Raw genomic sequence first — 14998 nt, forward strand, 5'->3', positions numbered from 1 at the left:
CGAGGGTATACCTCGCGTATATACCCTCGGGGTGTTCTCGGTTGGCCCCTTGCTCAGGGCATGGCGTGCGGAGGTCAGCCCAGCAGGGCGCGGGCCAGGGCGTAGCCGGCGGTGGCCGCGGCGAGCCCGGCCGCGACGCTGCCGAGCACGTTGGCCAGCGCGAGCAGCCGATGACCACCCTTGGTCAGCCGCAACGTCTCGTAGCTGAAGGTGGAGTAGGTGGTCAGGGCGCCGCAGAACCCGGTGCCGAGCAGCGCGCTGACCGCGGGGTCGACCGGCCACCCGACCAGGACGCCGAGCAGCAGCGACCCGACCACGTTGACGCTGAACGTGCCCCAGGGGAACGCCGAGGCGTGGCGGGACTGCACGGCCCGGTCGGTGAGGTAGCGCAGCGGCGCGCCGACGGCCGCCCCCAGGGCGATGAGCAGCACGGTCATCGGGCGACCCGGCGTCGCAGCAGTCCGGTGGCGGCGGCGTCGCCCAACCCGACCGCGACGAGCGCCCCGAGCACCGTCGCGGCCAGGTACGCCAGCGCGACGCCCGGTGCGCCCGCCACGAGGGCCTGCTGGACGTCGACCGCGTAGGTGGAGAACGTGGTGAACCCGCCGAGCACCCCGACCCCGAGGAACGGGCGGGCCAGCGGGTGCCCACCGCCGAGGTGCCCGAGCACCGCCATCAGCACACCGATCAGCAGGCAGCCGGACACGTTGACGCCGAACGTCGCCCACCCGAAGGCGGTCGGCGCGTGCGGGGCGACGTGTTGCAGACCGGCCCGGGCCAGCGCGCCGAGCGCCCCGCCGGCCGCGATCACGGCGAGAATCGTCGCGGGGTGCGCGGTCAGCTCGCGGCGGTCGGCGGGGACCCGCAGGTCGACGTCGGGGTCGGTACGCGGCTCGAACGGCTCTGGCACGGCTCCTCAGCGTAGTGCCGGCGCCCGCCGGCGTTGACGCACCGCCGGCGCGGGCCGCCTCAACGCACTGCCGGGGCCAGCGGCCTCAACCCGCTGCCGGCGCCAGCCGGCGTCAACGCGCTGCCGGCGCGCGGCGGCGTCAACGCGCCGCCTTCGTCAGCGAACTGCCGCGACGGCGGCGTCCGGGCCGCCTCGCCAGACCGTGCCGACCTCGCTGAAGCCGGCCGCGGTGAGCGCGGCCAGGTGCCAGGAGACCGGTGGGTTCCACTCGGGGCTGTGCCCGGTCGGGTAGATCGCGTGTCGTTGGGCGACCAGCGGGGCGAGCGCCGGGTCGGCGCCGGCCCGCTCCCACCAGTTGGACCAGGACAGCATCGAGCCAGCGGCGTACCGGGCGTTGCGCCGGTCCCGGGCCCGATCCATCAGCCGCTTGGTCAGCTCCGGCAGGGTGTCGTCCGGCATGTGGTCGGCGTTGACGAAGACGCCGCCCGGTCGCAGCACGTCGCGCAGCTCGGCGTAGAGCTGCCCGAGTCGGTCGGCCGGCAGCCAGTGCAGGGCGGTGGCGGTGAGCACGGCGTCGTACTCCTGGTGCGGGAGCGTGGAGCGCCATTCGGCGGCGCCGAGGTCGGCGGTGATGATGGTGGCGCGGTCGGCCAGCGAGGCGCTGGCGATGGCGAGCAGCGCCAGGTCGAGGTCGACCAGGGTCGCCTCGGCGGCGGGGAAGCGAGCGAGGGTCCGCAGCGAGATGGTGCCGGTGCCGCCGGCCAGGTCGAGCACCCGCGGCGGCCGGCCGTCGAGGACCGCTTCGACGGTGTCGAGCATGGCGGTGAACCGGTGTTCCCGGTCCGGGAGGTAGGCCTCCTGCTGGCGGTCCCAGCTCTCCTGCCAGGCCCAGGGATCCGCGATGTAAGGACTCATAGCGATCAGGCTAGTTACGGGCCCAGGGCGTTGTCCAGACCTTGTTGCACATCTTTTGCAATTGCGGGAAGATGGCAGGGCGATGATCAGAGCGACGCCGGGCCGGGCAGCTGCCCGGCCCGGCGTTGTCCTCCCGGCGGGGTCAGACCGTCGTGTCCACCAGGCTCGCGTCGGCCCGGGTCGGCTCGTTACGACGGGCCAGCCGCAGCGCGCCGAGGAGCACGCCCAGGCCGGCCAGGGTGAGCGCGGCGCCGGCCCAGATCGGCGAGGTGTAGCCGAGTCCGGCGGCGATGGTCACCCCGCCGATCCAGGCGCCCAACGCGTTGCCGAGGTTGAACGCGGCGATGTTCGCCCCGGACGCCAGGGTCGGCGCCTGGTGGGCGTAGCGCATGATCCGCATCTGCAGCGGCGGCACGGTGGCGAAGCCGAACCCACCCATCAGCACCAGCGCGACGATGGTCAGCACCGGGTTGGTGGCGGTCAGCGCGAAGCCGACGAGCACCACGGTGAGCACCGCCAGGACGGTGACCAGGGTGCGTGACAGTGACCTGTCCGCCGCCCGGCCGCCGAGCAGGTTGCCCGCGAAGAGCCCCACTCCGAAGAGGACGAGCAGCCACGGCACGGTGCTGGTGGCGAAACCGCTGACCTCGGTGAGCGTGTAGGCGATGTAGGTGAACGCGCCGAACATCCCGCCGAAGCCCAGGACGGTGATCACCAGGGAGAGCCAGACCTGGGGGTGGGTGAAGGCCCGCAACTCGCCGCGCAGCCCGCCCGCCGGGCGGTCGGCGTCCGCGGTGTCGCCGGTGGGAATGAGCAGGGCCAGCCCGATCAGGGCGACCACCCCGATGGCGGTGATCGCCCAGAACGTCGACCGCCAGCCGAAGTGCTGCCCGAGGAAGGTGCCGAAGGGCACGCCGAGCACGTTCGCGATGGTCAGGCCGGCGAACATCATGGCGATGGCGCCCGCCCGGCGGGCCGGTGCGACCAGGCCGGCGGCGACCACCGCGCCGATGCCGAAGAACGCGCCGTGGCAGAGCGCGGCGACGATCCGACCGGCCATCATCACGGCGTAGTCGCCGGCGACGGCGGAGAGCAGGTTGCCGATGATGAAGAGCACCATCAGGCCGAGCAGCACCGGTTTGCGGGGCAGTCGGGTGACCGCCGCGGTGAGGGCGACCCCGCCGACGGCCACGCTGAGCGCGTAGCCGGAGATCAACCAGCCGGCCACCGGCTCGGTGACCGCGAAGTCCGCGGCCACCTCGGGCAACAGCCCCATGATCACGAACTCGGTGAGTCCGATGCCGAAGGCGCCGATGGCCAGCGCGATCAGGCCGGGCGGCAGGGACTTGTGGCGTACGGACATGTTCTTCCCATCAAGAGGGGAACAGATATGCGGCGCGTGCAACTACACGCGCCGGCAAAGAAATACTTGCACGCGCTTGATATCGGCGCAAGCGTGGTAGCCTGGGGCCCGTTCAGATCACACCGAGGAGGCCGCCATGGGCATCGCCGACGACGCGGTCGAGATCCGCGCGCAGGGCTGGCGGACCCTCGCCGCCCTGCACGGGCTGATCGAGACGTCCCTGGAGCGGGCCCTGCAGGCCGGCCACGGCCTGTCCGTCGTGGAGTACACGGTCCTCGACGCGCTGTCCCGGCAGGACGGCTGGCACATGCGGATGAGTCAGCTCGCCCGCGCCGCCGCGCTCTCCGGTAGCGCCACCACCCGGCTGGTCACCCGCCTGGAGCAGCGGGGGCTGCTCACCCGGATCCTCTGCGCCGACGACCGGCGCGGCATCTACACCGAGCTGACCCCGGCCGGCTCCGAGCTGCTCGCCCAGACCCGACCGACCCACGACCGGGTGCTGACCGACGCGCTCGCCGAGGCGGAGGCCACCCCCGAGCTGGCGCCACTGGTCGACGCCCTGCACCGGCTGCCAGCCGCCCGCTGACCGCCCCGCCGGCCCGGGCGACGGCGGGCGTACGGTACCCGCAGCCCGCACCGGGACCGTCGCGCAAGGAGGCAGGCGATGCAGGACCGCACCCCTCGTCCCGAAGAGCTGGAGCCGATCGAGCGCGCCGACATCGACGAGCTGCGCTCCCTGCAACGCGAACGGCTGCGCTGGTCGTTGCGGCACGCGTACGACCACGTGCCGCACTACCGCCGGGCGTTCGACGCCGCCGGCGTGCACCCCGACGACTGCCGCGACCTCGCCGACCTGGCCCGCTTCCCGTTCACCGGCAAGGCGGAGCTGCGTGACAACTACCCGTTCGGCATGTTCGCCGTACCCCGGGAGCGGGTCGCCCGACTGCACGCCTCCTCCGGCACCACCGGTCGACCCACAGTGGTCGGCTACACCCGCGACGACCTGCGGACCTGGGCCCGGCTGATGGCCCGGTCCATCCGCGCCTCCGGCGGCCGTCCCGGCGACCGCGTGCACGTCGCGTACGGCTACGGGCTCTTCACCGGCGGTCTGGGCGCCCATTACGGGGCCGAGGAACTCGGCTGCACGGTCATCCCGGTCTCCGGCGGCATGACCGAACGGCAGGTGCTGCTGATCCGCGACTTCGAACCCGAGGTCATCATGGTCACGCCCAGCTACATGCTCGCCATCGTCGACGAGATGCAGCGCCAGGGCGTCGACCCCCGCACCACCTCGCTGCGGGTCGGCATCTTCGGCGCGGAGCCGTGGACCGAGGACATGCGCCGCGAGATGGAACAGCGGTTGGACATCCACGCGGTCGACATCTACGGGCTCTCCGAGGTGATGGGCCCCGGCGTGGCCACCGAGTGCGTCGAGACCAAGGACGGGCTGCACCTCTGGGAGGACCACTTCTACCCGGAGATCATCGACCCGGTCACCGGGGTAGTGCTGCCCGACGGTGAGCGGGGCGAGCTGGTGCTGACCTCGCTGACCAAGGAGGCGATGCCGGTGGTGCGCTACCGCACCCGGGACCTCACCCGGCTGCTCGCCGGCACCGCGCGGCCGATGCGCCGGATCGAGAAGATCACCGGCCGGACGGACGACATGATGATCGTTCGCGGGGTGAACGTCTTCCCCACGCAGATCGAGGAGCTGATCCTGCGCACGCCGCAGCTGTCGCCGCACTTCCAGTGCGTCCTCGACCGGCGCGGCCGGCTGGACACCCTGACCGTACGGGTGGAGCGGCGCGTCGGGGTGGCCGTGGACGCCGCCGAGCGGGCCGGCGCGGCGCTGGTCGAGCTGGTGAAGAACACCATCGGGGTGAGCGTCGCGGTGGCTGTGCTCGCCCCGGACTCGGTGGAACGGTCGATGGGCAAGATGCGCCGCATCGTCGACCAGCGCGACGGCGGCTGAACGGCGACTGACGGCGCGGGGTCAACGGGGCACCGCGACCAGCGGTGTCGACATAGGATCCGCGAGATGCGCGTGCTGGTGGTCTCCGCCCCGCTCATCGGGCACGTCTTTCCCCTGGTGCCGCTGGCCGTCGCGCTGCGCGACGCCGGCCACGACGTGCTGGTGGCCACCGGCGGTGGGGCGATGGCCGCCGCCGGCGCCGGTCTGGCCGTGCACGACGTCGCGCCCGGCTTCGACTTCGGCCGGATCGCGCTGCGGGTCCTTCCCCGCCATCCGCTGATCGCGCGCGCCGAACTGGCCGGCACCGCCGGCACCCGGGGCGCCGGGCTGCTCTTCGGCGCCCTCAACGACCAGCTCACCGACCCGGTCGTCACGCTGGCCACCGGGTGGCGACCGGATCTGGTGGTGTACGAGCCGTTCGCGGTCGCCGGCGCGGTGGCGGCGGCGCTGCTCGACGTGCCGGCCGTACGCCAGGAGAACACCCTCTTCGACGGCCGGGACCTGGTCGGCGCGACCACCGCCCGGCTCGGGGCCGCGCTGCGCCGGCACGGCCTCGTGGAGCTGCCGCCACCCGCCGCCGCCCTCGCCGTGGCCCCGCCCAGCGTGGCCGCCCAGGCCGGCTGGCCGATGCGCTACACGTCCTACGTGGGCGGTGGTGAGCTGCCGGCCTGGCTGCGCGAGCCGGGCGAGCGACAGCGGATCCTGGTCACCCGCAGCACCCTGACCGGCCCCGGCGACCGGGGCCCGATGCCCGCCGTGGTGGCCGCCGCGGCCCAGGTGGACGCCGAGATCGTGCTGGTCCGGCCCGATGAGCGCTCGGCCCGTTCGCTGCCCGGCAACGTCCGGGTGGTCGACTGGATCCCGCTCGACGAGGCGTTACCGGCGAGCGCGGCGCTGGTGCACCACGGCGGGGCGGGCAGCGTTTACGGCGCCCTCGCCGCCGGCCTGCCGCAACTGGCCACGGTGGGCCCGGGGGACCGGCGGCACAACGCCGAGCTGGTGGCCCGCCGGGGCGCCGGCCTCGCGCTGCGTCCGGCCGACATCACCGCGCAGACACTGACCCAACTGCTCACCGACGAGAGCCTGCGGACGGCCGCCGGGCAGGTCAGCCAGGAGATCGCCGCGATGCCACCGCCGACGGCCCTGGTGGCCCGGCTGACGGCGCTGGTCTGATCCCCGCCCCGCGTGCCACAGCCGCGCCCACGCCCGGCTGCGGCAGGATGGCCTGATGCGACACGTCGTGCTGTTCCACTCCGTGTACGGGCTGCGGCCGGCCGTTCGTGCCGCCGCCGACCGGTTGCGCGCCGCCGGGCACCAGGTCACCGCCCCCGATTTGTACGGCGTCCCGGCCGCCGACACCGTCGAGGAGGGCTTCGCGCTGCTCGACAAGATCGGCCACGAGGTGGTGCTCGACCGGGCCCGCGCGGCGCTGCGCGACCTGCCGCCGCAGACGGTCCTCGCCGGTTTCTCGATGGGCGCCGGCGTCGCCGGGGCGCTGCTCGCCGAGCGCCCCGACGCCGCCGGCCTGCTCCTGCTGCACGGCACCGGCGGCGCGCCGGACACGGCGCGGCCCGGGTTGCCGGTGCAGCTGCACGTCGCCGACCCGGACCCGTACGACGCGCCGGACGAGGTCGACGAGTGGCAGCAGGCGATGACCGACGCCGGCGCCGACCTGACCGTGTTCCGCTATCCCGGCGCCGGACACCTGTTCACCGACCCGGACCTCGCCGAGTACGCCCCGGACGCCGCCGCGCAGGTCTGGCCCCGGGTGCTGGCCTTCCTCACCGCCGACTGAGCGCCGGCCGGGCCACCCGACGTTCAGCGGGTGGTGGCGCCGATGCGCGGGGGAGTGGAGAGAGAGACGATCGCCCGCGGTGGCGCGTCACCCCGCCCCAGCTCCTCGATCATCCGGCCGACGGAGACGAACTCGCACCGGGCCGCCAGCAGCAGCGCGAGCACGGCGCGTTGGCGGGGGCCGTCGGACCCTCGACGGGGCGCTATCGTGGCGGCAATCATGATCCTCACGGGGGTGCGGGAATGACGACCACAGCCTTCGACGACCACGAGCGGTCGCGCTGGGCCGGGCGGGCGGCGGCGTACGACGGCAGTTTCGCGCTGCTGTGCGCCCATCCCGCCCCGGCACTGTTGGACGCCGCCCACGTCGATGCCGGAACCCGAATGCTCGACGTCGGCACCGGTTCCGGGACCGTCGCCGGATTGGCGTGCGCGCGCGGCGCCAGTGTGGTGGCCGTCGACGCGGAGCCCAGCATGGTCGACCTGGCCCGCAGCCGGCTCCCGTCCGCCGACGAGGTTAGCCTCGCGGCTCTGCCCCATCTCCCGTTCGACTCCGGGCAGTTCGACGCGGCCGTGGCGAACTTCGTGATCAATCACGTGGGCGACCCGGCGGCCGCGATCACCGAACTCCGACGGGTCGTCCGGCCGGGCGGACGGATCGCGGCGACGATCTGGCCCCACCCGCCGCCCGAGGCGCAGAGCCTCTGGGGCGAGGTCTTCGACGCTGCCGGGGTCGACCGCCCGACCTCGATGCCGAGGGTGGACGCGGAGCGGGACTTTCCCCGTACCCCCGAGGGGTTCGCCGGGTTGCTCGACGCCCCCGGCCTCGCCGACGTGCGGTGCGAGACGATCACCTGGGCGCACCGCACCGACCCCGAGGCGTGGTGGAGCGGCCCGGCGAACGGCATCAGCGGGCCCGGCCTGCTGATGGAGACCCAGCCGCCGGCGGTGATCGCCCGCATTCGTGCCGCGTACGACGAGCTGACCGCCGCCTACCGCGACCCGGACGGCCTGCTCGCGCTGCCCACCGCCGCGCTGTTGGCCTCGGCGTCCGTGCCGTAGGACGACTCGGCTGTGCCCGCCCCGCCGGGGGGTGGGGCACGGCGTCGAGAATGGGCGGCATGGAGTTCCTGTGTTACCACCGCGACCGGCCCGACTCGGCGACGTTGCGCGACGAGTTGCTGGCCGAGCACTGGACCTACATGGACCGGTTCGCGGCGGAGATGATTACGCGTGGCCCTACCCTGTCCGGCGACACGGCCACCGGCAGCGTGCACATCGTCGACGTGCCCGACCCGGGCGCCGCGCGGGCGTTCGCCTTCGACGAGCCGAACTACCAGGCCGGCGTGTACCGGGATGTGCTGCTGCGCCGGTGGCGCAACGCGCTGGGCCGCACGATGTGGGACTTTCCCGGCGGTCGGACCGGCGGCAACCGGTATCTGGTGCTCGGCCTCGGCGCGGGGCCGGCCGTTGACCTGGCCGTGCCGCCCGACCGGGACGAGCTGATCGCGTACGGGCCGCTGCTGTCCGACGACGGCGACACCTGGCTCGGCACCGCCGCGCTGGTTCGGGCGCCGACCCCGGACGCGGCGCGCGCCATCCTGACCGTGGAGCGGTACGCCGACGTCGAGGTGCACCACTGGCAGTTCGGCGGGCGACCGGTCTGACCCCTCAGGCGGCGGCCAGGCCGTTCGGCCAGTGGATCAACGGGGGGCGAGGTGCGGCGCGCACGACCCTGGCCGGTGGGCCGACGCCGGCGGGTCCGCCGCGTTCGGGTGGCCCCGGCACGGTGGGCACCGCACGGATCGTCGCCGGGGCCCGGGCCACGTCCGCAAGCCAGTGCCCGCCCGTGTTGGTCGGCGTCGCGGACGCTCGGGTCGGAGGCACGTCACTGGCGGACGCGACGGCGCGCAGGCGGCGGGCACCCGCCGGGCGGTTGGCCCCGCGACTCGGCGCGGCCGGTGCGGTGGCCATCGTCGCCGTCGGGAGACGTCGGCGCGGCGGTTCGGTGCGGCGCGATGAGACCGTCGGGACCACCACCGCGAAGACGGCGCCGAGGCGGCCAGCCCGGGAGCGAACGGCGTCGAGACGCGCCATGTCGGCTGGGCGGTCCGCGACAGGGTGATCTGCGGCGGAACGGTCCGCGGCGCGACGGACCGAGGTGGGGTCGAGGGCGTCCGGGCGGACGGTGTCGAGGCGCGGTGCTTCGGCGGCACGGCGGCCGAAGACGGCCCGCAACGCGCGGGGCAACCGCTCGGCGGCGACCTGGCGCAGCGCGGGCGCGGCGAACACGTACCCGTCGGCGCGCCGGGGGAGCAGCAGCCCGGCCGCGACCAGCCCGCGTAGGGCCGATGCGGATTGGCCAGGCGCCCAACCGAGGGCCCGGTCGACGGCAGTGCCGGAGACCGGACCGCCGGTGGTGGCAGCGGCCATCAGCACCGCCCGTCGTTCACCGTCGAGGTGGTCCAGCTCCGCGCCGACGGCCCGGCGGACCGCGTCGGGCAGCGGGAGCGTCACCCGGTCGGCGCCGTCCACGATTGACCGCACGTACGCCGCCGCGTGGCCGGGACGGCCCGCCACCAGTGGCAGCAGCCGGTCGGCCAGGGTCACCGGTTGCCCCGCCCGGGTGAGCAGGTGGCGCAGCAGCCGCCCGGACTGCACCGTGGCCAGGGGACGGATCGGCACGCGGCGGGCGGGGCCGGGTCGGGTGTCGGCCCACTGCGGCTGATGCACGGTGAGCACCGCCAGCGGTAGCCCGCGTGCCGCCGCCGCGGTGAACAGCGCGTGCAGGAAGTGGCTCACGACGGGCGCGGCACGGTCCACGTCGTCCACGGCGACGACCAGCGGTCGGTGGGCGGCCAGGCGCAGCAGCACGTCCCGGCAGACCGCCGCGGCGGCCAGCGCCTCGGCCGAACCGTCCGGGGTGGTCAGCAGCGATTGCAGCGCCACCACCGCCGCCGCGACCCGGTCCGGCGGGTACAGCGGTGTCAGAGCGTCGGTCAGGCGGTCGCGGACCGCCGCCGGGCCGTCGCCGTGGCGGATGCCGGCGACGCCGCGGACCAGCTCGGCGACCGGCGCGAGCACCTGGTCGGGGTACGGCGGGCAGCCCACCACGCACCAGCGCACCGGCATCCCGTCCACCGTGCGCAGCGCGCGGGCCAGCTCGTGCAGCAGTCGGCTGCGGCCGCTGCCGCTCGGGCCGACCAGGGACACCCAGCGCGGTTCGTGCTCGTGCAGCGCCCGGGTCACCTGGTCGGTGATGCTGGCTAGTTCGCGACGTCGCCCGATCAGCGGGCCGTCGTGTCGGTCGGCGCCCGGTCGCGCCAGGCCGGCGGCATGCCACACCGGCATCGGCGGCACCCGGCCGGCGACCGGCACCGGCGCCAGTTGACGCTGCACGATGAGACCGGCGGTGGCCCGCGCCGTGGCGGCGCACAGCGCGACGGCGCCGGGTGCGGCGTACTCCTGCAGGCGGGCCGCGGTGGTGATCACCGCGCCGCTGGCCACGCCGTGGCCGCCGCTGACCGCGTCGCCCAGGTCGACCACCGCCTCGCCGGTGGCGACCCCGACGCGCACCCGCAGGGTGATGTCGCCGAGGATCGGCCGGCGATCCAGCGCGGCCTGGATCTCCAGCCCCGCCCGCACCGCCCGGTACGCGTCGAAGCCGTCGGAGTGTCGCGCCCCGAACAGCGCCATCACCGCGTCGCCGACGTACTTCTCGACCACGCCGTGCCAGCGGCGCAGCACGGAGGCGACCGTGTCGAAGTACGCCCGTTGCAGCGCCCGGACGTCCTCCGGGTCGAGCCGGTCGACCAGTGCGGTGGAGCCGACGATGTCGGCGAACAGCACGGTGACCGTCCGTCTCTCCTCGGCCACCGGCCAGTGTGGGCGGTCGGTCCGCTGCGTGTCGGCGACGATAGTGATCATGGGTGCGCACCGGTCCTTCCCCCGCTGATGGCTGACGACCCTCGGAGATTGGCATTCCTGGGCTGACGGGGGATCGGCAGAACGACGTATGTCGGCCACCCGCAACCTTTAGTCGCAATGTCGACGCGAGGAGTACCACAAGCGGCAGATGGCCGTAGAACGGTACGGGGGCGTGTGATTAGGCTGCGTCCCATGGCCAGCGATGTGGACACCGCACCGCTCGTGGGCCGGGCCGAGCTGGTGCAGACGGTTCGGTCGGCGCTGCTTGGTGACGTGGCACAGGGGCAGACGGCCGCCGTCTTCCTCACCGGTGAGAGCGGTGTGGGCAAGACCCGCCTCCTCGGTGAGATCGGTGCCCGATTGCGCGACCAGGGCGCATTGGTGCTGACCGGCAGTTGCCTGGACATCGGCGACGCCTCGCCGCTGCACCCGTTGCTGCAGGCGCTGCGGCGTTTCGACGGGGACCTGTCCGCGGCGCAGGCGCGCACCTCCTCGGCGGTGCGCGGGCTGTTGCAGATGTTCGCCGACGAGACGGGCGGCCCGGACGGCGCGGGCGCCCTGCTGGAACGCGTCTCCAGGGGCCTGCACCTGATCGCCGAGGGGCGACCGCTGGTGCTGATCCTGGACGACCTCCAGTGGGTCGACCGCAGCACCCGCCAGCTCCTGCTCTATCTGCTGGCCGGTCTCGGTGACCTCCAGCTCTCGGTGCTGGCCGCGGTGCGGGCCGAATCGTTGCAGGGCGCGCACCCGCTGCGCCGGGTGCTCACCGAGCTGCGCCGGCTGCGGACGGTCCGGGTGCTCGACCTGTCCCCGCTGGACCGCGCCGGCACCGAGCAGCTCGCCGCCGCGGTGGTCGGCCGGGCGCTTCCGCCCGACGCGGCCGAGCAGGTGTGGCAGCGCAGCGGCGGCAACCCGTTCGTCATCGAGGAGTTGGCCCGCGACCTGCGCGACGGGCGGGACGGGCTGTCCGAGACGCTGCGCGAGATCTTCCTCGACCGGGTCGACGCGCTGCCGCAGCACGCGCACGCCGTGGTGCACGCGGTGGCGGCGGGCGTCGAGCCCGTGCAGCACTGGCTGCTGGCCGAGGTGTTGCGGCTGCCCGAGGACGAGCTGATCGACGCCGCACGCGCCGCGGTCGCGCACCGGCTGCTGGTCGGCGCCGACGACGGCTACCGGCTGCGGCACCGCCTCGTCGCCGAGGTGCTGGCGCACGAGCTGCTGCCGGCCGAACGCTCCGGGCTGCACCGCCGCTACGCCGAGGCGCTGACCGCGGCGCCGGGCGAGCTGCACCAGGCCCGGCTGGCGCATCACTGGCGGCTGGCCGGCGAGCCGGCGCGGGCGTTGCCGGCGGCGGTGGCCGCCGCGCAGGAGGCCGAGCGGCTGCACGGTTACGCCGAGGCGCACCGCCACTGGACGGCGGCGTTGCACCTGGCCGGCGACTCCGGCTCGCTGGAGGTGGACCGGATCGAGCTGCTCGGCAACGCCGCCGAGGCGGCCCACCACTGTGGGGAGCACGCCCGCGCGTTGGCCCTGCTGGAGGAGTTGGCCGCCGTACAGGGTGGCGCTCCGAGCTGCGCGCTGCACATCCGCCGGGCCCGGTACCTGGCCGCCGCGGGGCGCTCGGCGCTCGCCGAGGAGGAGTACGAGCGGGCGCTGGAGGCGGCGGACTGCTCGCCGCGAGACCGGGCCGCCGCCGCCGCGCGGCTGGCCGAGCTGTTGCTGCACCTGGGCCGCTACGCCGACGCCGGCGAGCGGGCGCGGGAGGCGCTGGCGCTGGCCGAGAACGCGGAGGGTTCCGCCACCGAGGTCGTGCTGGCCAGCTCGGCCCTGGGCTTCAGCGACGCCTTTCTGGAAGACCCGGACGCCGGTCTGGCGGTCATGCGCGACGCCCTCGACACCGCCGAGCGCGCCGGCCAGCCCGAGGACGTGGCCTGCGCCTACCTGCACCTGGCGGAGCTGCTGACCGGGCCGCTGAACATCCTCGAAGAGGGCGTGGTGGTGGCACGGCGGGGCGCCGAGCGGGTGGCCGAGCTGGGGCTGGGCCGCACCTGGGGCACCCGACTGCTGGCCATCGCCATCAACGGGCTGTTCCGGGTGGGCCAGTGGGCCGAGGCGGAGAAGGTGGTCGCCGTGGCCCTGCGGCACCGACCGTCCGGCGCGGACGCCGTCGAGTTGCTGCTCGCCCGATGCCGGCTCTCGGTGGGCTACGGCGACATCGAGGCCGCCGGTCGGGACCTCGACGCGGTGGCGACCCTGCTCGCCGGCGGTGGGGCCCGCCACGTCATCCCGCTGCTCACCCTGCGGTCCGGGTTGGCGATGTGGGAGGGCCGGCACGACGTGGCGCGGCTGGCGGTCCAGCGCGGCCTCACCGAGAGCCGCTCCGACGACGTGATGATCCTGTCCGCCCTGGTCTGGCACGGGCTGCGCGCCGAGGCGGAGGCGCACTCCAGCCGCACCGTGGACGTGGACCCGACGGCCGTACGCCGGCTGCGGGACGTCGCCGACCGGATGGCCCGCAAGAGCGCCGGAGCGGCCCGACCGGTGCGCTCTGTGGTGGAGGGCTTCCTGGCCCTGTGCGCCGCCGAGGTGAGCCGCCTCAACGGCAGCGACCCCGAGCTTTGGGCCACCTCGGTCGCCGAGTGGGACCGGCGTAACCACCCCTATCCGGCGGCGTACTCCCGCCTGCGGCAGGCGGAGGCTCTGCTGGCCCGGCGCAGTCGGGTGGCCACCGCGGGCAAGCTGCTGCGGGAGGCGTACGGAGTGGCGCAGGGGTTGGGCGCGGTGCCGTTGACCTCGGAGATCCGGGAGTTGGCGGGGCGGGCCCGGGTGTCGCTGCAGGAGCGCGACGCCGACGGCGCGCGCGCCGCCGCGTCGGCCGAGCCGGTCGGCGACGAGTTGGCTGCCCTCACCGCGCGCGAGCGGGAGGTGCTCGCGCTCGTCGCCGAGGGGTTGACCAACAAGGAGATCGGGCAGCGGCTGTTCATCAGCGAGCGGACCATCGGTGTGCACGTGTCGCACATCTTCGACAAACTCCAGGTCCGCACCCGCGTCCAGGCCAGCGCGATCATGCTGCGCAACTCCCGCGGCTGACGGCACCGGTACGTATCCCGGCGCGTGTGCGCGCCGGGATACGTCGTTCTACTGATCCCGGCGGCGGCCCTCGGCTGAGAGGCTGAGCCCCGTCGACGGCGTCACGGGGGCGTCACGACCACAATGGAGGAGAGATGACCGAACCCGTCTGGGGGCCCGTGCACCGGGACATCGTCGACCTGCTGGCCGACCATCCGGCGGACGTGCCAGCGGTGGTCGATCACCTCACCAAGCTCCAGGACATGCTGGTGCGGCTGCCGCCGCTGGAGGCGAGCTGCCCGCTCGCCGACTTCAACAAGCTCTACCTGACGATCACCAGCAGCGTGCTGGACGGTCTGTACGACGACCGTTTCGTCGACCCGGTGTTCCTCTCCCGGCTGGACGTCGAGTTCGCGGCCCGCTACTTCGACGCCCTGCGGCTGTGGACCGACTCCAGCCCCGGCACGCCGAAGGCGTGGTCGTGTCTGTTCTCGCGGATGCGCGGGCCGGACGCTCGCCCGTTGCCGTCGGCGGCGGCAGGTGTGAACGCGCACATCAACTTCGATCTGCCGTTCGCGTTGGTGACGACGTTCGACCACCTGGAGTCGGAGCCGGTCGACGGCACCGACCAGCACCACGACTACCTGGAGATCAACAACATCTTCGCGGACAAGATCCCCGGCCTGCGCCGAGGCTATCTGGAGCGGTGGCAGCTGCTCATCGACATGCTCAACGGCGACATCGACGACTGGTACCAGGGGGAACTGGTCGAGTACACCCGCGATGTCGCCTGGCGCAACGCGCAGAAGATCTGGCGGTGCCGGCACGATCCGGACGCCCGCGAGTGTGAGCGCACGCGGTTGGACGACAACGCCGCGGCGCTCGGCCGGTTGCTGCTCTCGCCCCTCGGGGCGTTCCTGCAGTAGCCGGGACGGGGGGTCCCCGCGCTCCGCCCGTGGGGGCGGCGGAGCGCGGGGGCGCGTCCGCCCCACCAGCTCCACCACCCGCGGGTCGACCGGTGTTCACCGGCGGCGGCGGGGAGTCAGCC

The 14998-nt window shown here is 74.3% G+C and carries 14 protein-coding genes; 8 read left to right on the top strand and 6 right to left on the bottom strand.

What is annotated here, in order from left to right; genetic code table 11:
• Positions 1–74: 74 nt before the first annotated feature.
• The 4 genes from crcB to ACFYPH_RS06865 form a co-directional block, all read right to left on the bottom strand.
• Positions 75–437, bottom strand: a complete 363-nt coding sequence (crcB, locus tag ACFYPH_RS06850; RefSeq protein WP_387179785.1) for a fluoride efflux transporter CrcB — start codon at positions 435–437, stop codon at positions 75–77.
• On the bottom strand, positions 434–910 hold the full coding sequence (locus tag ACFYPH_RS06855) for a CrcB family protein (protein WP_354862240.1): 477 nt from the start codon (positions 908–910) through the stop codon (positions 434–436). The genes crcB and ACFYPH_RS06855 overlap by 4 nt, the downstream gene beginning before the upstream one ends.
• A gap of 156 nt (positions 911–1066) precedes the next feature.
• Positions 1067–1825, bottom strand: a complete 759-nt coding sequence (locus ACFYPH_RS06860) for a class I SAM-dependent methyltransferase (protein ID WP_387179789.1) — start codon at positions 1823–1825, stop codon at positions 1067–1069.
• A gap of 142 nt (positions 1826–1967) precedes the next feature.
• Positions 1968–3188: an MFS transporter gene (locus tag ACFYPH_RS06865; RefSeq protein WP_354862244.1), complete on the bottom strand. Its 1221-nt coding sequence runs from the start codon at positions 3186–3188 to the stop codon at positions 1968–1970.
• Between the two features lie 136 nt (positions 3189–3324).
• On the opposite strand from ACFYPH_RS06865, the gene ACFYPH_RS06870 reads away from it, so the two are divergent.
• The 4 genes from ACFYPH_RS06870 (at position 3325) to ACFYPH_RS06885 (ending at position 6955) form a co-directional block, all read left to right on the top strand.
• On the top strand, positions 3325–3774 hold the full coding sequence (locus tag ACFYPH_RS06870; protein ID WP_124816318.1) for a MarR family winged helix-turn-helix transcriptional regulator: 450 nt from the start codon (positions 3325–3327) through the stop codon (positions 3772–3774).
• A gap of 78 nt (positions 3775–3852) precedes the next feature.
• The gene (gene paaK / locus ACFYPH_RS06875) at positions 3853–5160 is read left to right on the top strand and encodes a phenylacetate--CoA ligase PaaK (protein WP_387179793.1); all 1308 of its coding nucleotides are present in this window, start codon (positions 3853–3855) and stop codon (positions 5158–5160) included.
• Positions 5161–5226: 66 nt separating this feature from the next.
• Positions 5227–6333 (top strand): nucleotide disphospho-sugar-binding domain-containing protein, encoded by a 1107-nt coding sequence (locus ACFYPH_RS06880; protein WP_387179796.1) that lies wholly within the window; start codon positions 5227–5229, stop codon positions 6331–6333.
• Positions 6334–6388: 55 nt separating this feature from the next.
• Positions 6389–6955 (top strand): dienelactone hydrolase family protein, encoded by a 567-nt coding sequence (locus ACFYPH_RS06885; protein ID WP_387179798.1) that lies wholly within the window; start codon positions 6389–6391, stop codon positions 6953–6955.
• A gap of 23 nt (positions 6956–6978) precedes the next feature.
• Here ACFYPH_RS06885 and ACFYPH_RS06890 read toward each other — a convergent pair whose 3' ends face one another.
• Positions 6979–7185, bottom strand: coding sequence for a hypothetical protein (locus ACFYPH_RS06890; RefSeq protein ID WP_387179800.1), 207 nt, complete (start codon positions 7183–7185; stop codon positions 6979–6981).
• Positions 7186–7197: 12 nt separating this feature from the next.
• Between ACFYPH_RS06890 and ACFYPH_RS06895 the strand changes: the two genes are divergently transcribed.
• On the top strand, positions 7198–8016 hold the full coding sequence (locus tag ACFYPH_RS06895) for a class I SAM-dependent methyltransferase (RefSeq protein WP_354862750.1): 819 nt from the start codon (positions 7198–7200) through the stop codon (positions 8014–8016).
• A gap of 59 nt (positions 8017–8075) precedes the next feature.
• Entirely contained in the window at positions 8076–8621 is a 546-nt protein-coding gene (locus ACFYPH_RS06900; protein ID WP_387179803.1) for a YciI family protein, read from the top strand.
• Positions 8622–8625: 4 nt separating this feature from the next.
• On the opposite strand, the gene ACFYPH_RS06905 is transcribed toward ACFYPH_RS06900, so the two are convergent.
• Positions 8626–10881, bottom strand: a complete 2256-nt coding sequence (locus tag ACFYPH_RS06905; RefSeq protein ID WP_387179806.1) for an AAA family ATPase — start codon at positions 10879–10881, stop codon at positions 8626–8628.
• A 192-nt stretch (positions 10882–11073) separates the two neighbouring features.
• Between ACFYPH_RS06905 and ACFYPH_RS06910 the strand changes: the two genes are divergently transcribed.
• Both ACFYPH_RS06910 and ACFYPH_RS06915 read left to right on the top strand, forming a co-directional pair.
• Complete coding sequence (locus ACFYPH_RS06910; protein WP_354862755.1) at positions 11074–13971, top strand: AAA family ATPase; 2898 nt, start codon at positions 11074–11076, stop codon at positions 13969–13971.
• A gap of 134 nt (positions 13972–14105) precedes the next feature.
• Entirely contained in the window at positions 14106–14876 is a 771-nt protein-coding gene (locus ACFYPH_RS06915; RefSeq protein WP_354862756.1) for a DUF5995 family protein, read from the top strand.
• Positions 14877–14998 lie beyond the last annotated feature (122 nt).

It is taken from the genome of Micromonospora sp. NPDC005252, from assembly GCF_042872475.1.
Classification (GTDB): domain Bacteria; phylum Actinomycetota; class Actinomycetes; order Mycobacteriales; family Micromonosporaceae; genus Micromonospora.